Raw genomic sequence first — 16,098 nt, 5'->3', positions numbered from 1 at the left:
ATTAGCCTCCAAGCTCTCTCATTACTAATTGTTTCATTCTATCAATATTCGGCACACAACCTGTCCACATTTCAAATGCAAGTGCACCTTGATAAACGAACATATCGATTCCATTTTGAATTATTGCACCTTGTTCTTTCGCATCGCCTAAAATTTTCGTCTCAAATGGATTATAAATAATATCAGAAACAATCGTTCCTTGTTTCAATGAACGAATTTCCAGCGGCGTATACGCAACATATGGATGCATACCTATCGTTGTTGTTTGGATGATAATATCATATTCCCCTTGATTTTCTGCTGCACATTCTAACGATAGAGCATGCGAATTAACATTTGCCATGCACCCAGCGATAAGATTTTCCGCCTTATCTCTCGTACGATTAGCAATATCAATTTCTTTCACACCTACATCTGCAAGCGAGAAGTAAATAGCTCGGCTAGCACCACCTGCACCGATTAATAAAATACGTTTCTCTTGAAGTGGATCTTCACTAATTGACTGCAGGGCACGAACAAAACCAATTCCATCTGTATTATACCCAATCAATTTTCCATCTCGATGAACTACTGTATTTACCGCACCGATTTGCCTTGCTAGCGGGGCAACCTCATCCAAGTACTCCATAACTGCAACTTTATGCGGAGTCGTTACATTAAATCCTGAAATACCTAATGCTTTCAAACCTTTTACTGCTTCCCCTAGCGCTTCTTCTTCTACAAGAAACGCATGATAATGGGCATCCATATTCAAGTGTTCAAATGCATCGTTATGCATAACGGGTGATAATGAATGTCCAATTGGATTTCCGATTACACCATATAATTGTTTCATAAATCCCTCTCCATATTAAATTAAAGATTTACGTAATGAAACACTTACTCCCTTTGGTACATGAGCAACAATTTTCGCTCCTGATTCATTTACAGTAACCCAGCCTAATCCAGAGAATACAACGTCCGTTTTTGGCTCACGAATATTAAATTCATATTTCACAAAATCCGGCATATTTTCTAATTCTTCTGGTGTCGGTGGATTCAACATTTCTCCAGCGTGTCTTTCGTACAATTCATCAGCCTTTTCAAGCTTTGTACGATGGATTGTTAAACGGTTTGAGAAATGACAAGTAAATGCACGACGACCTCCACTTACATAATCAAATCGTGCTAATCCACCAAAGAATAATGTTTGTTCTTCATTTAATTGGAATACCATCGGCTTAACCTCTGTAGTCGGTGTAATAAGCTTTAAGCTTTGTTTCCCAACATAATGCGCCATTTGATGATGATTAATAATACCTGGTGTATCGTATAAAGATGATGTTTCGTCTAATGGGATATCAATTAAATCAAGCGTTGTTCCTGGGAAATGTGATGTTGTAATTACATTCTCAGTCTCATCACTAAACTCTTTAATCATACGATTAATAAATGTTGATTTACCAACATTCGTACATCCAACAACATAAACATCTTTACCTTCGCGGTAATGCTCAATTGCATCAGCAAGTTCAGTGATTCCTTGTCCTTTAGCTGCACTAATCAAAAAGACATCTTCTGGTTTTAAACCAAGTTGCTTTGCACTATAGCGCATCCAATGTTTTACTTTATCATGCTTAACTGACTTTGGAATTAAGTCAGCCTTATTCCCTACAAGTAATACTTTATTGTTCCCTACAAAACGATGTAAGCCCGGTAACCAACTACCATTGAAATCGAAAATATCTACGATTTTAACCACTAGTGCGTCTGATTGTCCAATTCCGTTCAAAATACGAAGGAAATCATCATCTGTTAAAGATACATCTTGAATTTCGTTATAATGTTTCAAACGAAAACAACGTTGGCAAATTACTTGTTCTTTTTCTAAAGATGATACAGGAGCGTATCCTACTTCATTTTTATTTTCTGTTTGAATTTCTACACCGCAACCAATACATTTAATTGTTTCAGTCAAACTTTATTCCTCCCAGTTAATTAAGCCTTTTTTCTTCATATTTCTCATAATTCTTCGTTCAATTTTTCGATTAAAACGTGTCACCAATCCGTCCGTTTGCGCTACCGGTACAACTAAAATTGTATGAAGTCCCACACGATTCCCACCGAGCACATCCGTTAGTAACTGATCTCCAATTACTACAACTTCATCTGGCTGCAGGTGCATCTCGTGTATCGCACGCTTAAATGCGCGGACAAACGGTTTGCGCGCACTATGAATAAACGGAATACCTAATGGATCAGCGAATTCTTTAACGCGTTGCTCGTTATTATTTGAAACGACCGTTACTTGAATATCATTTTCTTTCATTTTCAAAAACCACTCTTCAAGCTGTGGTGTTGCGTTCGGACGATCCCATTCAATTAAAGTGTTATCTAAATCGGTAATAACTCCTTTAATTCCACGTTTTTTCAAATCTTCCGGTTGAACATGATATACATTTTTCACATATTCATTTGGTAAAAATAACTTCAATTTCTTTCACCTCTTTGAGGATTTTTCATAAAATTTTTCGACAACATTTTTCGATAGATAACCTGTGGATAAACTTGTACACACTTTCCACATTAACTTTTCAGTTAATTCGGAATTTACTAACACTCTATGCACACTTTATCCACTGAGGTATGTGGATAACCTCTTGTTTGTGACTGTCATATTTTTTTGGTACATTAAATGCAACAACGAATCAATCCTTATATTATTAGGAGGTGACTCCCCTTGAAAACAAAACATATGGAACAGTTATCTACTGATTTACTCACTGAGTCTTATTATAAAGCAAAAGAACTAAAATTAAATCCCGACTTCATTTTACTTATAAAACAAGAAATTATTAGACGCTCGTTAGAGGACAAGCTCGTCAAATCTTCTTGAGTACATATAGATTGCTGATTGACCTGTAAAAAGAGCCATCCTGCGATGGCTCTCGAATAAACAAGTACTCCCATCTAGGGGATTTCTTCATTAAGCATCTTTGTCCACATTTCTTAATTAGAGCTTCATAAGTATATTATAAAATCTTTTCTTTATTTATGAGATACTCGGGTTGCAATTTTTTCACCAAGACGTAGCTCTTGCCCACTTGTCAATTCCTGCACTGCTTCAATCATATCTTTTTCAAATAATAAAACAACTGTTGAGCCAAATGTAAAGTATGCCATCTCTTCACCTTTTTGAACAGTACTTCTTTCATGAAGGAGCTCAATACTATTAACAAACATAGCACCTACTTTTACAAGCGCCATACGTTCGCCTTCACTATTTACTTCTGTAACAGAGCGATAATTTTTTGACAATGGTTCTTTCCCATACTCCATACCCGCTGCATTTACCGGATATGATTTTCTGCCGAGTACAAATCTTTCAGTCACAGAGCCAGAGAGCGGACTATGAATACGATGATAATGACTTGGACTCAAATAAATTACCATATATGTACCGCCTGCATATCGCTTTGCACGCTCTTCATTACCTAGCATATCCACAATTGAATAACGCTTTCCTTTTATATCGAATGTTTTTGTATCCTCAATAGGACCTTGATCAGCAAAAACACCATCAACAGGACTAACGATACTCGATGCATCAGTATCAATACTACGCTTTCCTTCTTTTAGCCTACGTGTAAATAAATCATGCAATGTTCGATATTCCTTCAAACCCTTTTCCATCTCATCTTGATTAATTTGAAAAACTTTCGCATACGATGGAATAATGATAGAGCTCAAACGAGATTGTGCAAATTTACGTAATATATAAGAAGTAAAACGACCATTTGTAAGTTCGATCATAAGTCGATATAATGTCCGTCGCAAATTACGAAACCTCCTAATCAGCCTATAACTTTAGTTTCCCCTTATTTTCTCTCTATATCATATGTAAAATTGGTTCTTATTCCCACATATAGAATGGAGCCGTCTCGTTATACACGATGAAAAACTAAGTATAATTTTTATTCTTAAATTGTTTAGCACCTTCTAATATTACAGATAGAATCCGCCATTTTCAACAGTGAACATGTATTTCTTCTTAGAACAGCTCGTTTTCTTTCCGTTTTCCCGAAAGAAAAGCAGCCACTTTTAAAGTGTAGCTGCCTACAATATACATTATTCTTTTGCTTTTTTCTCTTTCTCAGCCCGCACAAATTCGTGGAACATTTTCATTAAAGCACGCTTTTCAATTCGCGATACGTAGCTTCTTGAAATACCGAGTGCCTTCGCAATCTCCCTCTGTGTTTTCTCTTTATCAAGCCCAAGTCCAAAACGCTTCACAATTACTTCTTTCTCTCGTTCGTCTAAAATATCGATATACTCTTTAATTTTTTCTAACTCCATACTAAGCTGAATCATATCAATTACATCTTCTGATTCTGATTTTAATATATCAATAAGCGATATTTCATTACCCTCTTTATCTTGCCCGATTGGATCATGAAGTGAAACGTCTTTTTTCGTTTTCTTCAGCACACGTAAATGCATCAAAATTTCGTTTTCGATACAGCGTGCTGCATAAGTTGCAAGCTTAGTTCCTTTCCCCGCTGAATAGCTTTCAATCGCTTTAATAAGCCCAATGGTACCAATTGAAATTAAATCTTCTGCATCTTCACCAGTGTTTTCGAATTTCTTAACAATATGAGCTACAAGCCGTAAATTATGTTCAATTAAAAGATTTCTCGCTTGAGCATCACCTTGCTCCATTAACTCTAAGTACTTTCTCTCATCATCTGATGATAACGGCTGCGGGAACGCATTGTTCTTCACATAAGAAACAAAGACAAACACTTCTCGAACCATATATCCAATTGCGGCGAATAGACTCAAACCTTTCACCTCCGCCAAAATAGTGGTCTTTACTATGTGTATGTGGGCGTGAGGTTGTTTGTGTCTGTACTACACAAATATGGAATCCTTAGCTTTTTGTCGAACAAAATAAGTCTTTCATACCTTGCATATTTTTTCCAATGTATTACAATATGTTAAGTTCCAAAATTTTGAAAGAGGTGTTTTCATGCAATACTTTACTTCACAAATAACAAAACTAGTAGTACTCACACTATCTTTTTTCTTACTGTCAGCTTGCGGACAACAAACTTCGCCCACAAAAACTGAAACGACTAAACAGGATACTGCAGCATCAAAAGACAGCACAAAAACAGAAGATACACAAAAAGATGAAGACAGTGTAAAAACTGAGGAAAATGCAACAAACGAGAATAACGCAACTACTGAAAACAACAAAACAAATGAAAACAGCGTAACAGCTAAAAACAGCACAAAAGCTGAAAACAACACAACTACCGAAAACAACAAAAAAAATGAAAACAATGCAACACCTAAAAACAATACAAAAACTGAGAGCAACACAACTACCGAAAACAACAAAAAAAATGAAAACAATGCAACACCTAAAAACAATACAAAAACTGAGAGCAACGCAACTACTGAAAACAACAAAAAAAATGAAGATAACGACACAGTTAAAAATAATACAAAACCTGAAGCAGAATCTAAAAACACACAAAAAGAACAACAACCAGCTAAGCAACCAAATAAACAAACTGATACTATTACATTCACAAGTGAAGATGCTGTAAAAGTTCTAGAAAAAAGAATGGGAGCTCGCTCAGATGAAATTCGTTACGGCTCCGGCGAAGACAAACTAATTGGCACAATAAATGGTATTAAACTATACGACGTCTTATACGGACGCGAATCTCCTGAGAACTCACGTTCTCTAAATTTTGCAGTGGGCTCTGATGGAAACCTATATGATTGGTCAAAAGCTCAAGATGGTATTCTTCAACCACTTAACGGCAATTAATAAATAATTCTAAGAACATAGTAAAAGCCAATCGATACGTATCGATTGGCTTTTACTAGTATTCACTCCAAATTTTCTCCCCAGTATGCGCATCAATATAACGAATTTCTCGACTACAGTCGAAGAATTCTTTATAATTTTCATCCGTTGTTTGTTTATACAGCAATTGATATACCGTTTCCTCTACGTCATGATCTATAGACCATTCTAATTTAACTCGGATAGCCTCTCTGTATATTTCTAACGCTTCTTCTTTTGTTACTTTTGGTGTTGTTTCATATGCAAGTAATTCTTTTATAAATTTGCTAGACTCTCCGGAGTAGTGCATCACTGCACCATTTTCTGCATTGATGTTGATCATAAAGTGCTTATACTCTGCCGGAATACCATTCACATATACGGAAAAGTTAAATCTTTCAATCCCATCTTCTGCTTCTTCACGTTCCTCCCAAAGATGAAGATATTGTGTGATATCCGGAATCACTCGTTCTAGAAATTGAAGTACTTTTTGTAAACATTCCTCTCTAGACAGTATTTGTTTTACTTCTTTATCGTCTGTCAGTTTTATAAAACCAATTAATTCATTGGTTGATTTATCAATCGTAATGCCAACTAAATTATTATATTTTAACATCGGTAAATGCTTTTTAAAGAATTCATTCATTAAATATGGATTCTTTTCTTCTTTTTTCTGTTTTTGTAATTCCTCTTTCGGAACAAATTTCATCCTTATTCCATCTTCATTTTCTGTCTCATCTACTTTTGTAAAACTTTCTTTATCCCAGTCAAATAAATCGAATATATCATCTTGCCGGCTACTTTTTTTTGTTTTTTCAACAGCTACTGTTGGCGGTAATTTATAGTGTTCTGGTCCAAATAAATCTTCTCCCGTACTTGCATCAATAGATGCATGACTAGGTTCTGGTTCATATACAAGATGATGCCCTTTTACTTCCTCACCATTTTCATATTTACATGAAGAAAATGTTAAATCTATAAATACAAGTCTCATACCTTGTCTAGCTTTCAAATTTTCTAAAACGACGTTCTCCTCAACAATTTCACTTGGCCATAACGTTTTTTTCTCTATAGCTTTTTGTCCATTATAATGGAAATTCACAACATTCCCTAAAGGATGAACTCGCACAACACACCCTGTATTCGGCAATGGATATCCATTCACTTCTTGCATATAATTTACTTCTTTCCAACCGCGCCAGTCGTCCTTAACAGTTACATATGTATAAAATTCGTATCCTTCTTTTGTATATTTTTTTAAGAATGTATTTGCAATCTCTCTTGCTTTATTCTCCTCTATCGCTTCCTTACCGCTCAAGAAAGAATTTTCATCATCTACCCTAAATTCAATTAAATTACCAGTATGTCTATTCAACGTAATTTGTATCGTTTTCTCCTCATCCGCTTTATGTTCCCACCATAATAGATGATATGGGTCATCCACACCTTCTTGATCATCTACAACAAGCCTATATTCATCTGGAATTTCAATAATATGAGCGACTTGCTCTTTTCTTTCTTTATCTTTTTGATTCATTATACCTCTCCTTTATTACAATTTAAGGTAATTATAACAAACAAAACCAAAAGTCATTAGCAAAAAGACAAAAAGCTGAAACAATTAGTTCATACGAATTTCACATGAATCTATTACTATAAGAATTGTACATAGTGAAATTACTAACAATGACGTTTATTCATATATAATTTCATTTGAAAGGGGTTGAAAAGATGAAAACTAAATATCGCTTTATGATCTCATCATTTGCTGCTTGCGCCTACATGATTTGGTGTTTAGTATAATAACAACTTCACTTGTAAATAAGAAAAGGTGTGTATATAAATGGAATATAACCAATCAACCGTTAACTACTGGAAAGCTTTTGTATTACCTTATACATTTGCTTTAGAAGAGTTAAAAACTAAATTTGAAATTATGAACCGGGAAGCTCAATTTTTAGAAGACTACAACCCGTTTGAACATATAAAAACAAGACTTAAACAACCCCAAAGTATCATCAGGAAGCTTGAGCGTAAAAACTTATCACCAACAGTTGAAAATGCTCAAACACAATTACAAGATATTATTGGCATCCGTATTACATGTTGCTTTGTAGAAGATATTTATCATTTAAAAGAAGTTATTGAAAATCGTGGAGACATGGAAATTGTAGAAGTAAAAGATTATATTGCTAATCCAAAAGGAAATGGCTATAAAAGTTTGCATATGATTATTAAATATCCATTGTCACTAAATTCTGGTACGAAAGATGTCTTTGCAGAAATTCAATTACGTACACTTGCGATGGACTTTTGGGCAAGTTTAGAACATAAACTTTACTACAAATATGAAGGAAATATACCTGACTATTTGAAGGATGAACTACATGATGCTGCTATGAAAGCTGAAGACCTCGATAATAAGATGGCAACAATCCGTCAAGATATTGATGACATTGAAGCATGTTCAAATCAAATTTTATTACCACTATAAAAAGGTTCTCTCCTATGAGAACCTTTTTTTATTCCGCTATTTGCGGGCAGTAAGACTCCCACTGATTAAAGTTTCACTTTATTTCTTCTCTATCGTACGAACTTCTTCAATCTTCCACCCTTCGTCTTCTTTTCCAAGTGCATACTGCATTTTCTTTTGAAGAGTAACCCCTCCGTCTACTTCTTTTTCCTCCGTTTCAACAATAACAAGCCCACCTTTAAGAGCTTTCATATTCATATGTTCCAATTCTATTTTCTTATTTCCCTTTTGAAATGCCGCTTCCTTTTGTGTTTTTAAGTCTTCAGCACTAGGCATCTTCTTTGAAAATAACTCCATATGCTCAGCAAGATTCTTTTCATTCGTCGTCCGTACAAATGCCTCAATAACATCTTGAATGGATTTCTCTTCTTCTTTCGTTATATGTACCTTTTCCTCAGTTTTTTTAGCAAATTTTTGTTCTATATTATTCTCTTGAGATTGACATCCAACTAGCAATAATACAAATACTAGAAGGAATCTTAATTTCCCTAAAAAAACTCTCATCTTTCCATCTCCTAAAAAGAAAAGTGAGGCATTTCGCCTCACTTTCATTTATAATTAGCGTCTTCCTTTATTCGGGTCGCCGCCGCCAACAATGTCAAAGACACGTTTAGCTATATTTGTATTCTCTTGAACGCCAGAGAATAAGTATTTACCCGGTCCGAATGCATATACGTTTACATCTTCACCTGTATGTCCACCCGTTGTCCAACCTGTAACCGAACGCTTATTGAAGATATCTTCAATTGCATTATCAATCTTTGTTACATCTTTTGATGGAGCTATATCATTTACAGCTTTAATTTCTTCTGGTGTTAATTGTAGATCAATATACTTTTTCAATGTTTCTTCTACATTTGCACCTTTTACAATCTCACTTGCCATAAAGTCTGGCGTACGTTTCGCAGCTTTAATCGGATCTACTTTAAAGTTATACTCACCATTCGCACCTAAAGATAATCCGCCAGTAGCATGGTCTGCAGTTGCAACAACTAATGTGTTCTTATCTTTTTTCGCAAACTCAATTGCTGCTTTAAACGCTTTTTCGAAGTCTTCCATTTCACTCATTGCACCGACAATATCATTATCATGTCCAGCCCAATCAATTTGACTACCTTCGACCATTAAGAAGAAACCATTTTTATTTTTGTTCAAGCGCTCAATCGCGGTATTTGTCATCTCTTCTAATGAAGGTGTTTTGTCAGTACGGTCAATCATTTTGTCTAAACCACCTGGTGCAAATAAGCCAAGAACTTGATCGCTTTTATCATTTAATAATTGATTACGATCTGTTACATAACTATAACCAGACTTCTTAAATTCTTCTGTAAGATTGCGGTCTTTTCTAACAAAGTTATTTACGCCGCCGCCAAGCATAACATCTATTTTATGCTTACCTTTAATTTTCTCATCAAAGTAATCATTTGCAATTGCGTCCATATTTTTACGACTAATATCATGTGCACCGAATGCAGCTGGTGTTGCATGCGTAATTTCAGACGTTGCAACGAGTCCCGTTGACTTCCCTTTTTCTTTCGCTTGCTCCAATACTGTTTTCACTTCAGCTTTATCATTATCTACTGCAATAGCTGCATTATATGTTTTTATACCTGCTGACATCGCAGTAGCTGCCGATGCAGAGTCTGTAATATTTTCATGTTCATCTTCTGGATATGTTTTTTGTGTTCCTACAAGATGCTTATCAAATTCTGTAGATTCCATCTCAAATGTTTTTGGATTATCTTTCATATAACGATGAGCTGTCATATATGAAGGCCCCATACCATCCCCAATTAATACAATGACATTTTTAATTTTTGCATTGTTTCCGTTCTCATCCGCATTAACCTCACTAGAACGCGTAAAATTCCATGTTGCTACCGAAGTAACTGCTAACGACGCCACAACTGCAAATGGCCATGCTTTTTTTACAAACTTTTTCACTGTCTTGTCCCCCTAATTAGGTTATTCATTTCCCACTATCAAATTTAATAGAAGACTGTTAAGAGAAAATGAGTTATATGTAAATTTTTTGTTAACTTATGTAAATTCCAGTTATAATTTGTATAAGTTTGTCTTGTCATATCAAACATACTTCCCTTTACAAAGAAAAATATAAACATGTTGGATTTTTTTAATACGAACCTATTATTTTACATTTCGTAATATTATTCTTATTTTTTCTAATTTAAATAGAAATATGGTGAACTTTATGAAAACAGTAAAACTAGACGAATCTTCCATTCCAGATTTACTCTCTCTTTGCAAATCAGTCGGGTGGTTACAGCATGAGATTTTTATGAAAGAGCAATTCCATATGTACCTTTCCATTGGCACAATTTTTGGCTATGTACATGAGAATAAACTTATTGCAGCGGGCGGGGTCTTTTCGTTTGCCCCTGGATTTTCTTCTATCGGTATGTTAATCGTGCATCCTGATTTTCAAAGAAAAGGAATTGGCCGTATTTTGTTAAACACTAGCTTAAAAGTAACTCATCGATCGCTCCCTATTACGCTCATTGCAACAAAAGCTGGCGAATCCTTATATGAATCTTATGGATTTCAATCAATAACAACAATTCATCGTTTCGAAAAACAAGCGGCTCATATAAGTACAAATTCTTTTCCCATAAAACAAATTCAGCAAGCCGATCTTCAATCTCTCATTTTTCTTGATCAAACTGCGACTGGTGCATATCGTTCTAAGCTTTTTTCATCGCTACTATCGAGAGCAACTTACTCCTTTAAAATAGAACGGGATAATCAAATAGATGCTTTTGCTTTATGCATACAAAAAGGAGATGTACTATGTATCACTCCGCTTATTTCAAAAAAAGAAAAAGACGCTATTCAGTTATTAGAAATGATTTGTAAATCGTGGAGTGGGACGATACGCATTGATGTTCCGCACTCACAATTCATATTCCGCCAATTTCTTCAAACAGCAGATTTCCAGGAAACGCTCCTTTCACCTCTTATGATAAAGAATGGTAATCAACTTCCTGGAAATCGTAATATGCTATTTGCTATGATAGATGCAGCGTTATGTTAGAAAGGGGACACCTAATTGAAGCGATTTAGCTATTGTATGGTAGGTTGTCTTACTCTTACACTATTAGTAGGATGTAGTGCAGCAGAAAAGCCAGTAGAACAAGTAAAAAAAGTTAAAAATACAATTACAGCGAAACTAGCTACCGAGGAAAAAATGGTAGAGATAGATGGTCAAACGATTTACTTTAAAAAGATTGGTGATGAAAAACCACCTTTACTTATGATCCATGGATTTGGAGGATCATCCGATGGTTTTCAAAAGATTTACTCAGATTTAGCAAAAAATCATACGATTATTTCTGTTGATGCCTTAGGATTCGGACGTTCCTCTAAGCCGATGGATTTTTATTATTCTTTTCCAACTCATGCAAATTTGTATTATAAGTTAATGAAAAAACTAGGGTATGACTCATTCGCAATACTGGGACATTCGATGGGCGGAGAAATTTCTCTTAATTTAACATATTTATACCCTGAAGCGGTTACTCACCTTATTTTAACTGATGCTACAGGCGGCCCTCATACTCTCGTTAATAAACAAGGTTCACCAAAACCAAAGTTGTCGACTGATTTAAGTGCCGTTTCTTCTATTGCAGATTATGATGAGAGCAAAGTTAAATTCAAGCGTAATGATGAAGAGCATTATAATAAAATGAAATTATGGCCTAGGCGTCTTCAAATCAATGCAAATGAAATTAAGCAACCAACTTTAATTATATGGGGAAGAAATGATAGTAGCGTTTCTTGGAAAGAAGGAGAAACTTATCATCAATTCTTAAAAAATAGCACTTTCCATATTATTGAAAAGGGTTACCATGCTCCATTTCGTCAAGAGCCACAAGAATTTGTAGGGTATGTAAAAGATTTTTTCGAGAAAAATCCTATAAATGCTGAAAAATAAACGGGTATCTCTTTTTGAGATACCCGTTTTCATATATTAAGCAGCTTGCTTTTGGCGTTTTTGAGTTTTTGATCCTAGTACTTTTGGAATAACGAAGCCATCAATTCCAAGTTTTCCAGCATTCATACCAGAAACAAGAACGAACATGGATAAGATAACCATTTCAGGGTTTACACCAATTGACCCACTAAACATATAGGAAAAGTTCATTACAAGACCGAAAAAGACCGCTGTTTTTGTTAAACAGCCTACAATTAAACCAATTCCGACTAAAATTTCTCCCCACGTCACAAGTGTATTAAATAAATCAACGTTTGGAATTGCAAAATCTTGTAAGAATGATGCCCACCAAGATTGAACAGCTGGTTGTGCTCCTTTAGATTTTTCAATTGCACCTTGTAAATAACCAGTTGCATCGAATCCTTTTCCTTGTAGTTTACCGATTCCAGCCATTACCCATGTGTAACCAAGATACACTCGAATTATCGCTAATACAAAAGAAACTGCTTTGTTTTCTCTTAAAAATTGAATAATCATATCTTCCTCCTAAAGTTGTAATTAAGTCAGTTACAGATAATATGATAACATTAGTTACTTACTTTTAAAATATTAATTATGAATAATTCGTGACATACATACAAAACATTAAATACTAACGTATATATAGTAACTTTTATTACCTGTAAAAACTTGAACATATCATACCACAGGTGATAATCATTTTCATTGAAGAAAATGTAAAAAAACTGTGAGTTAAATGTGAAACACGTTTATTCGAATATAAAATAAACGTGTTTCATACTATTTATATAATCGAAATGTATGTGTCTCCTCATCGATTAATCTCGCTTGTTGAAAAGCCTCTTCTAACGTTTTTTATGGTTAATAAGCCCATAAAATAAGCGTATTGTAAACATAAGCGCTACATTCCCATCTACATAATCTATCGATCCAACATATGATTTTACATCACTATGTAAAAAGGATTCTACTAGTTTCCCCCCAAACTTATACCAACCATTTACAATATGTGTAATATGCAATTTTGCATATTACTTAATTTCCGCTACGCCAAAGTATACTCTCTGCTCATTTAAGTCGTACACATTTCCCCCTAACTCTTCCATTACAAATCCCCCTCCTATAAGTCCATTTCATATATACCCGTTTCTTTCAAAAAATCAGCTCTAGTTAAAGCGACTTTCTGTAAATATTGCCTATACGCTGTAATTGTTCCATCATGTGAAACGATACAAACTTTTTCTGCTCTTAACTGATAGCACCAGTGCAGAAATTCATCTACTATTTGCTGAAATTCCTTCTCTGAGATGATATTGACTCCCTCATTCCATAACAATTCATTTGTACTTTCTTCTAATGAAAAATGTGGAAATAAATTTTTTATTACCTTTCGATCTAACAATTGATCGCACGGTAATGTTTTGGCGTATTCCCGATAAGGGAAAATACGCGGGGATATATATGGATGAACAATTTTTTGACAAGCAACTTCCGCACTCCACATTGCCGCAGTTTGTAAAGTTCGAAGTGTAGGACTAGCGATTAATATATCCTTTTCTTGTAATGGTACATCGCACTGAAGTAATTTAGCCTGCTTCTTTCCCACACCCGTCAATGGCGGATTCACCGCTTGTAAACTTAATGGTAAATCTTTCGTATGCTCACCTTCACCATGCCGAACAAAGACAAGTTTCATTCTCCTCTTCCTCTCACTATGAAATAGTCTCACATATTTCTTCCCTAATTTTTTCTTTACTCCTGCTATTTTAAAAAGCAGAATGTAAAAAGTGTTTGACATCAACTTTTGGAAAATATTACAATTATATATGTAAAATATTTTTTACAAGAAGAGGAGGATTACAAATATGAAATGGATTATCTTCTTTATCGGAATGATCATATGGGGATACATAAATGGCTTTTTTAATAGCGATAAAACTGCTAATCCTTGGATTACAGATGATGAACGGGAAACAAAAATTAAGCAGAAGGCAATTATCGCAAGCTGGTCTGGTGTTTTCATGTTTTGTATCTTTAACCTCTTAAACAAATGGTTAGGTTTAGGAACGAGCGATACATCACCTTACTTACCAGCTCCTGTCGCAACTATTTTAAAAGAAAATGTAGAGTTACAAGTTTTACTTATGTTATTCATTACATATGGACTATTTTACGTATACTACCGAAGAAAACTAAGTGCTTAACTTTTATCTCATGATTATCCTCCTAAATGGTTATAGTAACTAGGACGCAATGAAAAAAGGAGAGATATAAAAATGAGTAACTCAAATGACTTTTTAGATACATTACATGAAAAACAAGCAAAAGATGAACAAAATAGAAAGCGCCAAGGGAACGGAAACCCTGCGAAAAAAAAGCCAAATAAAACACATAAATAACATTGAAAAACCTGCCTAAAAATTATATTTTAGGCAGGTTTTTTTACTTGTCTTTAACCGAAACGACATCTTCCCAATCCCATTTCTCATAATACCACTCTGGCACATCTATATTTTCAATCCACTTCTTTTCATATTTCCCATCGCTATGAGCAAGCCATACATCAGCTTTCTTACGATTTGAACGGATCCACATTAATTGGTTGCTCTTCTTAATAAAAATAGGGTTATAATCGCCTTGGCTATTTGATGGCTTTGTAATTTGATTTTGTTCATCGTTTATACTATTTACTTCATATAAAGATGGTAGTGGTCTTTTTTCTAGAGGGACCGATAGCTCTGCTTCCTTTGCCCTTGAAACGATAATTACATTATCGTTCTTCCATGTGAAATCCCAATCAACATAGCCTTTTGGAGTAAATGTATTTTGCTGGAGAGCCGGCAATTCTTTTATTTTTAAATGTTTATTCTCTAAGGCAACTCTCCCGCTCCCTTCAATATAGGCTAATATATTTTTGGATGGCGCCCATTTGAACCATTGTGTGTTTAATAACATTTGATCTACTGTTTCAAAACGACTGCCGTCTGATCGAATTAAGCAAAGTGTATTACTATCCGCTGACAAAGAAGCTGTTGGTACTGCCAAAAACGAAATCCATTTTTGATCTGGCGACCACTTAAATCCACTTCCAACTAATGCTAAAAAGTCATCATGCTCATTCGGTAGTGCATATAAATGTTTCATCTTATGAGGATTCATATTTGCATCCTTTTGTATTTCATATAACTGAGCACCTGTCCATCCTGTTGGAAGCAAGAACGCTTCTGATGATACAAGAAACTTCTTACCATCAGGATGCCATGCATAGTCACCTACACCACTAGCTACATTGTCAAAATCTACTTTCTTTTTTTCAACATCAAATATATTTAATGTACGTGCAAATACAAATGCAATTATATTCTCTGTTGGTGACCATTGATAATTCGATGCTTCTGATTGAGATGGTGTAACTTTCTTTCCATCTTTCAGCCGATACAGTTCAAAATGATTTTGCTTCTTTCCTTTTGCATATGCAAGCCATTCTCCATTATGTGACCATTTCGGCCCTGTTATGTACTCTCCTTTTGTAATTTGTTTTTCTTTTTCACCGAATTTAATCCATAGATTATGATTACGAATAAAGGCAACTTTCACTCCATTGTTTTCTGCGCTAGTAATAGAACTTGAACAGAAAAAAAGGCCCAGAATCACGATTCCACTTACTATAAACCTTTTCATATAGCACCCCCATTTCCCCCTTTAGCATTCCTCATATTCCGCTTACTATATGCAAATTTTATCCATTCGACA

At 34.8% G+C, this 16,098-nt stretch carries 18 protein-coding genes and 1 pseudogene; 7 read left to right on the top strand and 12 right to left on the bottom strand.

Annotation, left to right across the window (positions count from 1 at the left end; all coding sequences use genetic code 11):
- Nucleotide 1: 1 nt before the first annotated feature.
- Genes aroE through JTF23_RS15435 form a run of 3 tightly spaced genes read right to left on the bottom strand, consistent with a single transcriptional unit; the run spans nucleotide 2 to nucleotide 2,473 of the window.
- On the bottom strand, nucleotides 2-835 hold the full coding sequence (aroE, locus tag JTF23_RS15445) for a shikimate dehydrogenase (protein WP_204209115.1): 834 nt from the start codon (nucleotides 833-835) through the stop codon (nucleotides 2-4).
- A 15-nt stretch (nucleotides 836-850) separates the two neighbouring features.
- Nucleotides 851-1,957 (bottom strand): ribosome biogenesis GTPase YqeH, encoded by a 1,107-nt coding sequence (gene yqeH / locus JTF23_RS15440; RefSeq protein ID WP_002160432.1) that lies wholly within the window; start codon nucleotides 1,955-1,957, stop codon nucleotides 851-853.
- Between the two features lie 3 nt (nucleotides 1,958-1,960).
- A complete protein-coding gene (locus JTF23_RS15435) occupies nucleotides 1,961-2,473 on the bottom strand; it encodes a YqeG family HAD IIIA-type phosphatase (RefSeq protein ID WP_002160431.1) in 513 nt (170 codons plus the stop codon).
- A 246-nt stretch (nucleotides 2,474-2,719) separates the two neighbouring features.
- Here JTF23_RS15435 and sda point away from each other — a divergent pair, with 246 nt between their 5' ends.
- On the top strand, nucleotides 2,720-2,875 hold the full coding sequence (sda, locus tag JTF23_RS15430; protein ID WP_002015226.1) for a sporulation histidine kinase inhibitor Sda: 156 nt from the start codon (nucleotides 2,720-2,722) through the stop codon (nucleotides 2,873-2,875).
- 152 nt (nucleotides 2,876-3,027) lie between these two features.
- On the opposite strand, the gene JTF23_RS15425 is transcribed toward sda, so the two are convergent.
- Both JTF23_RS15425 and sigK read right to left on the bottom strand, forming a co-directional pair.
- Nucleotides 3,028-3,816 (bottom strand): phosphatidylserine decarboxylase, encoded by a 789-nt coding sequence (locus tag JTF23_RS15425; protein WP_002160430.1) that lies wholly within the window; start codon nucleotides 3,814-3,816, stop codon nucleotides 3,028-3,030.
- Between the two features lie 291 nt (nucleotides 3,817-4,107).
- Nucleotides 4,108-4,821, bottom strand: a complete 714-nt coding sequence (gene sigK / locus JTF23_RS15420; protein WP_000051382.1) for an RNA polymerase sporulation sigma factor SigK — start codon at nucleotides 4,819-4,821, stop codon at nucleotides 4,108-4,110.
- Between the two features lie 187 nt (nucleotides 4,822-5,008).
- Between sigK and JTF23_RS15415 the strand changes: the two genes are divergently transcribed.
- Nucleotides 5,009-5,821 carry a hypothetical protein gene (locus JTF23_RS15415; protein ID WP_204209114.1) on the top strand — a complete coding sequence of 271 codons (813 nt, stop codon included), beginning with the start codon at nucleotides 5,009-5,011 and terminating at the stop codon, nucleotides 5,819-5,821.
- Between the two features lie 55 nt (nucleotides 5,822-5,876).
- Here the strand turns inward: JTF23_RS15415 and JTF23_RS15410 are convergent, their stop codons facing one another.
- Complete coding sequence (locus tag JTF23_RS15410) at nucleotides 5,877-7,376, bottom strand: YcdB/YcdC domain-containing protein (RefSeq protein WP_204209113.1); 1,500 nt, start codon at nucleotides 7,374-7,376, stop codon at nucleotides 5,877-5,879.
- Nucleotides 7,377-7,682: 306 nt separating this feature from the next.
- Between JTF23_RS15410 and JTF23_RS15405 the strand changes: the two genes are divergently transcribed.
- Nucleotides 7,683-8,333, top strand: coding sequence for a GTP pyrophosphokinase (locus JTF23_RS15405; protein WP_002160426.1), 651 nt, complete (start codon nucleotides 7,683-7,685; stop codon nucleotides 8,331-8,333).
- A gap of 78 nt (nucleotides 8,334-8,411) precedes the next feature.
- Here JTF23_RS15405 and JTF23_RS15400 read toward each other — a convergent pair whose 3' ends face one another.
- Nucleotides 8,412-8,876: a hypothetical protein gene (locus tag JTF23_RS15400; RefSeq protein WP_204209112.1), complete on the bottom strand. Its 465-nt coding sequence runs from the start codon at nucleotides 8,874-8,876 to the stop codon at nucleotides 8,412-8,414.
- Between the two features lie 54 nt (nucleotides 8,877-8,930).
- Nucleotides 8,931-10,316, bottom strand: a complete 1,386-nt coding sequence (locus tag JTF23_RS15395; protein WP_016106191.1) for an alkaline phosphatase — start codon at nucleotides 10,314-10,316, stop codon at nucleotides 8,931-8,933.
- Between the two features lie 268 nt (nucleotides 10,317-10,584).
- On the opposite strand from JTF23_RS15395, the gene JTF23_RS15390 reads away from it, so the two are divergent.
- Nucleotides 10,585-11,424 (top strand): GNAT family N-acetyltransferase, encoded by an 840-nt coding sequence (locus JTF23_RS15390; protein ID WP_204209111.1) that lies wholly within the window; start codon nucleotides 10,585-10,587, stop codon nucleotides 11,422-11,424.
- A 15-nt stretch (nucleotides 11,425-11,439) separates the two neighbouring features.
- A complete protein-coding gene (locus JTF23_RS15385) occupies nucleotides 11,440-12,324 on the top strand; it encodes an alpha/beta fold hydrolase (protein ID WP_088099527.1) in 885 nt (294 codons plus the stop codon).
- Nucleotides 12,325-12,360: 36 nt separating this feature from the next.
- Here the strand turns inward: JTF23_RS15385 and JTF23_RS15380 are convergent, their stop codons facing one another.
- The 3 genes and pseudogenes from JTF23_RS15380 to JTF23_RS15370 all read right to left on the bottom strand — a co-directional run bounded on the left by JTF23_RS15380 (nucleotide 12,361) and on the right by JTF23_RS15370 (nucleotide 14,041).
- A complete protein-coding gene (locus JTF23_RS15380) occupies nucleotides 12,361-12,861 on the bottom strand; it encodes a DoxX family protein (RefSeq protein WP_088099528.1) in 501 nt (166 codons plus the stop codon).
- A 264-nt stretch (nucleotides 12,862-13,125) separates the two neighbouring features.
- Nucleotides 13,126-13,463 (bottom strand): annotated as a pseudogene (locus JTF23_RS15375) (delta-aminolevulinic acid dehydratase); the annotation flags it as partial.
- A 2-nt stretch (nucleotides 13,464-13,465) separates the two neighbouring features.
- Nucleotides 13,466-14,041, bottom strand: coding sequence for a histidine phosphatase family protein (locus tag JTF23_RS15370; RefSeq protein WP_204209110.1), 576 nt, complete (start codon nucleotides 14,039-14,041; stop codon nucleotides 13,466-13,468).
- A 169-nt stretch (nucleotides 14,042-14,210) separates the two neighbouring features.
- On the opposite strand from JTF23_RS15370, the gene JTF23_RS15365 reads away from it, so the two are divergent.
- On the top strand, nucleotides 14,211-14,549 hold the full coding sequence (locus tag JTF23_RS15365) for a hypothetical protein (protein WP_016106194.1): 339 nt from the start codon (nucleotides 14,211-14,213) through the stop codon (nucleotides 14,547-14,549).
- Nucleotides 14,550-14,621: 72 nt separating this feature from the next.
- The gene (locus tag JTF23_RS15360) at nucleotides 14,622-14,744 is read left to right on the top strand and encodes a DUF4023 domain-containing protein (protein ID WP_000071861.1); all 123 of its coding nucleotides are present in this window, start codon (nucleotides 14,622-14,624) and stop codon (nucleotides 14,742-14,744) included.
- A gap of 43 nt (nucleotides 14,745-14,787) precedes the next feature.
- Here the strand turns inward: JTF23_RS15360 and JTF23_RS15355 are convergent, their stop codons facing one another.
- Complete coding sequence (locus JTF23_RS15355) at nucleotides 14,788-16,026, bottom strand: TolB family protein (RefSeq protein WP_088099530.1); 1,239 nt, start codon at nucleotides 16,024-16,026, stop codon at nucleotides 14,788-14,790.
- Between the last annotated feature and the right edge of the window lie 72 nt (nucleotides 16,027-16,098).

This window comes from Bacillus sp. RIT 809, assembly GCF_016892495.1.
Classification (GTDB): Bacteria; Bacillota; Bacilli; order Bacillales; family Bacillaceae_G; genus Bacillus_A; species Bacillus_A cereus_U.
The sequence above is the reverse complement of the archived record's forward strand: the minus strand, read 5'-3'. Positions and strand labels throughout refer to the sequence as shown.

Excerpts from the sequence above, each read along its gene's own strand:
- aroE (WP_204209115.1), bottom strand. The coding sequence starts at position 835 with ATGAAACAATTATATGGTGTAATCGGAAATCCAATTGGACATTCATTA.
- JTF23_RS15415 (WP_204209114.1), top strand. The coding sequence starts at position 5,009 with ATGCAATACTTTACTTCACAAATAACAAAACTAGTAGTACTCACACTA.
- JTF23_RS15410 (WP_204209113.1), bottom strand. The coding sequence starts at position 7,376 with ATGAATCAAAAAGATAAAGAAAGAAAAGAGCAAGTCGCTCATATTATT.
- JTF23_RS15405 (WP_002160426.1), top strand. The coding sequence starts at position 7,683 with ATGGAATATAACCAATCAACCGTTAACTACTGGAAAGCTTTTGTATTA.
- JTF23_RS15400 (WP_204209112.1), bottom strand. The coding sequence starts at position 8,876 with ATGAGAGTTTTTTTAGGGAAATTAAGATTCCTTCTAGTATTTGTATTA.
- JTF23_RS15390 (WP_204209111.1), top strand. The coding sequence starts at position 10,585 with ATGAAAACAGTAAAACTAGACGAATCTTCCATTCCAGATTTACTCTCT.
- JTF23_RS15380 (WP_088099528.1), bottom strand. The coding sequence starts at position 12,861 with ATGATTATTCAATTTTTAAGAGAAAACAAAGCAGTTTCTTTTGTATTA.
- JTF23_RS15370 (WP_204209110.1), bottom strand. The coding sequence starts at position 14,041 with ATGAAACTTGTCTTTGTTCGGCATGGTGAAGGTGAGCATACGAAAGAT.
- JTF23_RS15365 (WP_016106194.1), top strand. The coding sequence starts at position 14,211 with ATGAAATGGATTATCTTCTTTATCGGAATGATCATATGGGGATACATA.
- JTF23_RS15360 (WP_000071861.1), top strand. The coding sequence starts at position 14,622 with ATGAGTAACTCAAATGACTTTTTAGATACATTACATGAAAAACAAGCA.
- JTF23_RS15355 (WP_088099530.1), bottom strand. The coding sequence starts at position 16,026 with ATGAAAAGGTTTATAGTAAGTGGAATCGTGATTCTGGGCCTTTTTTTC.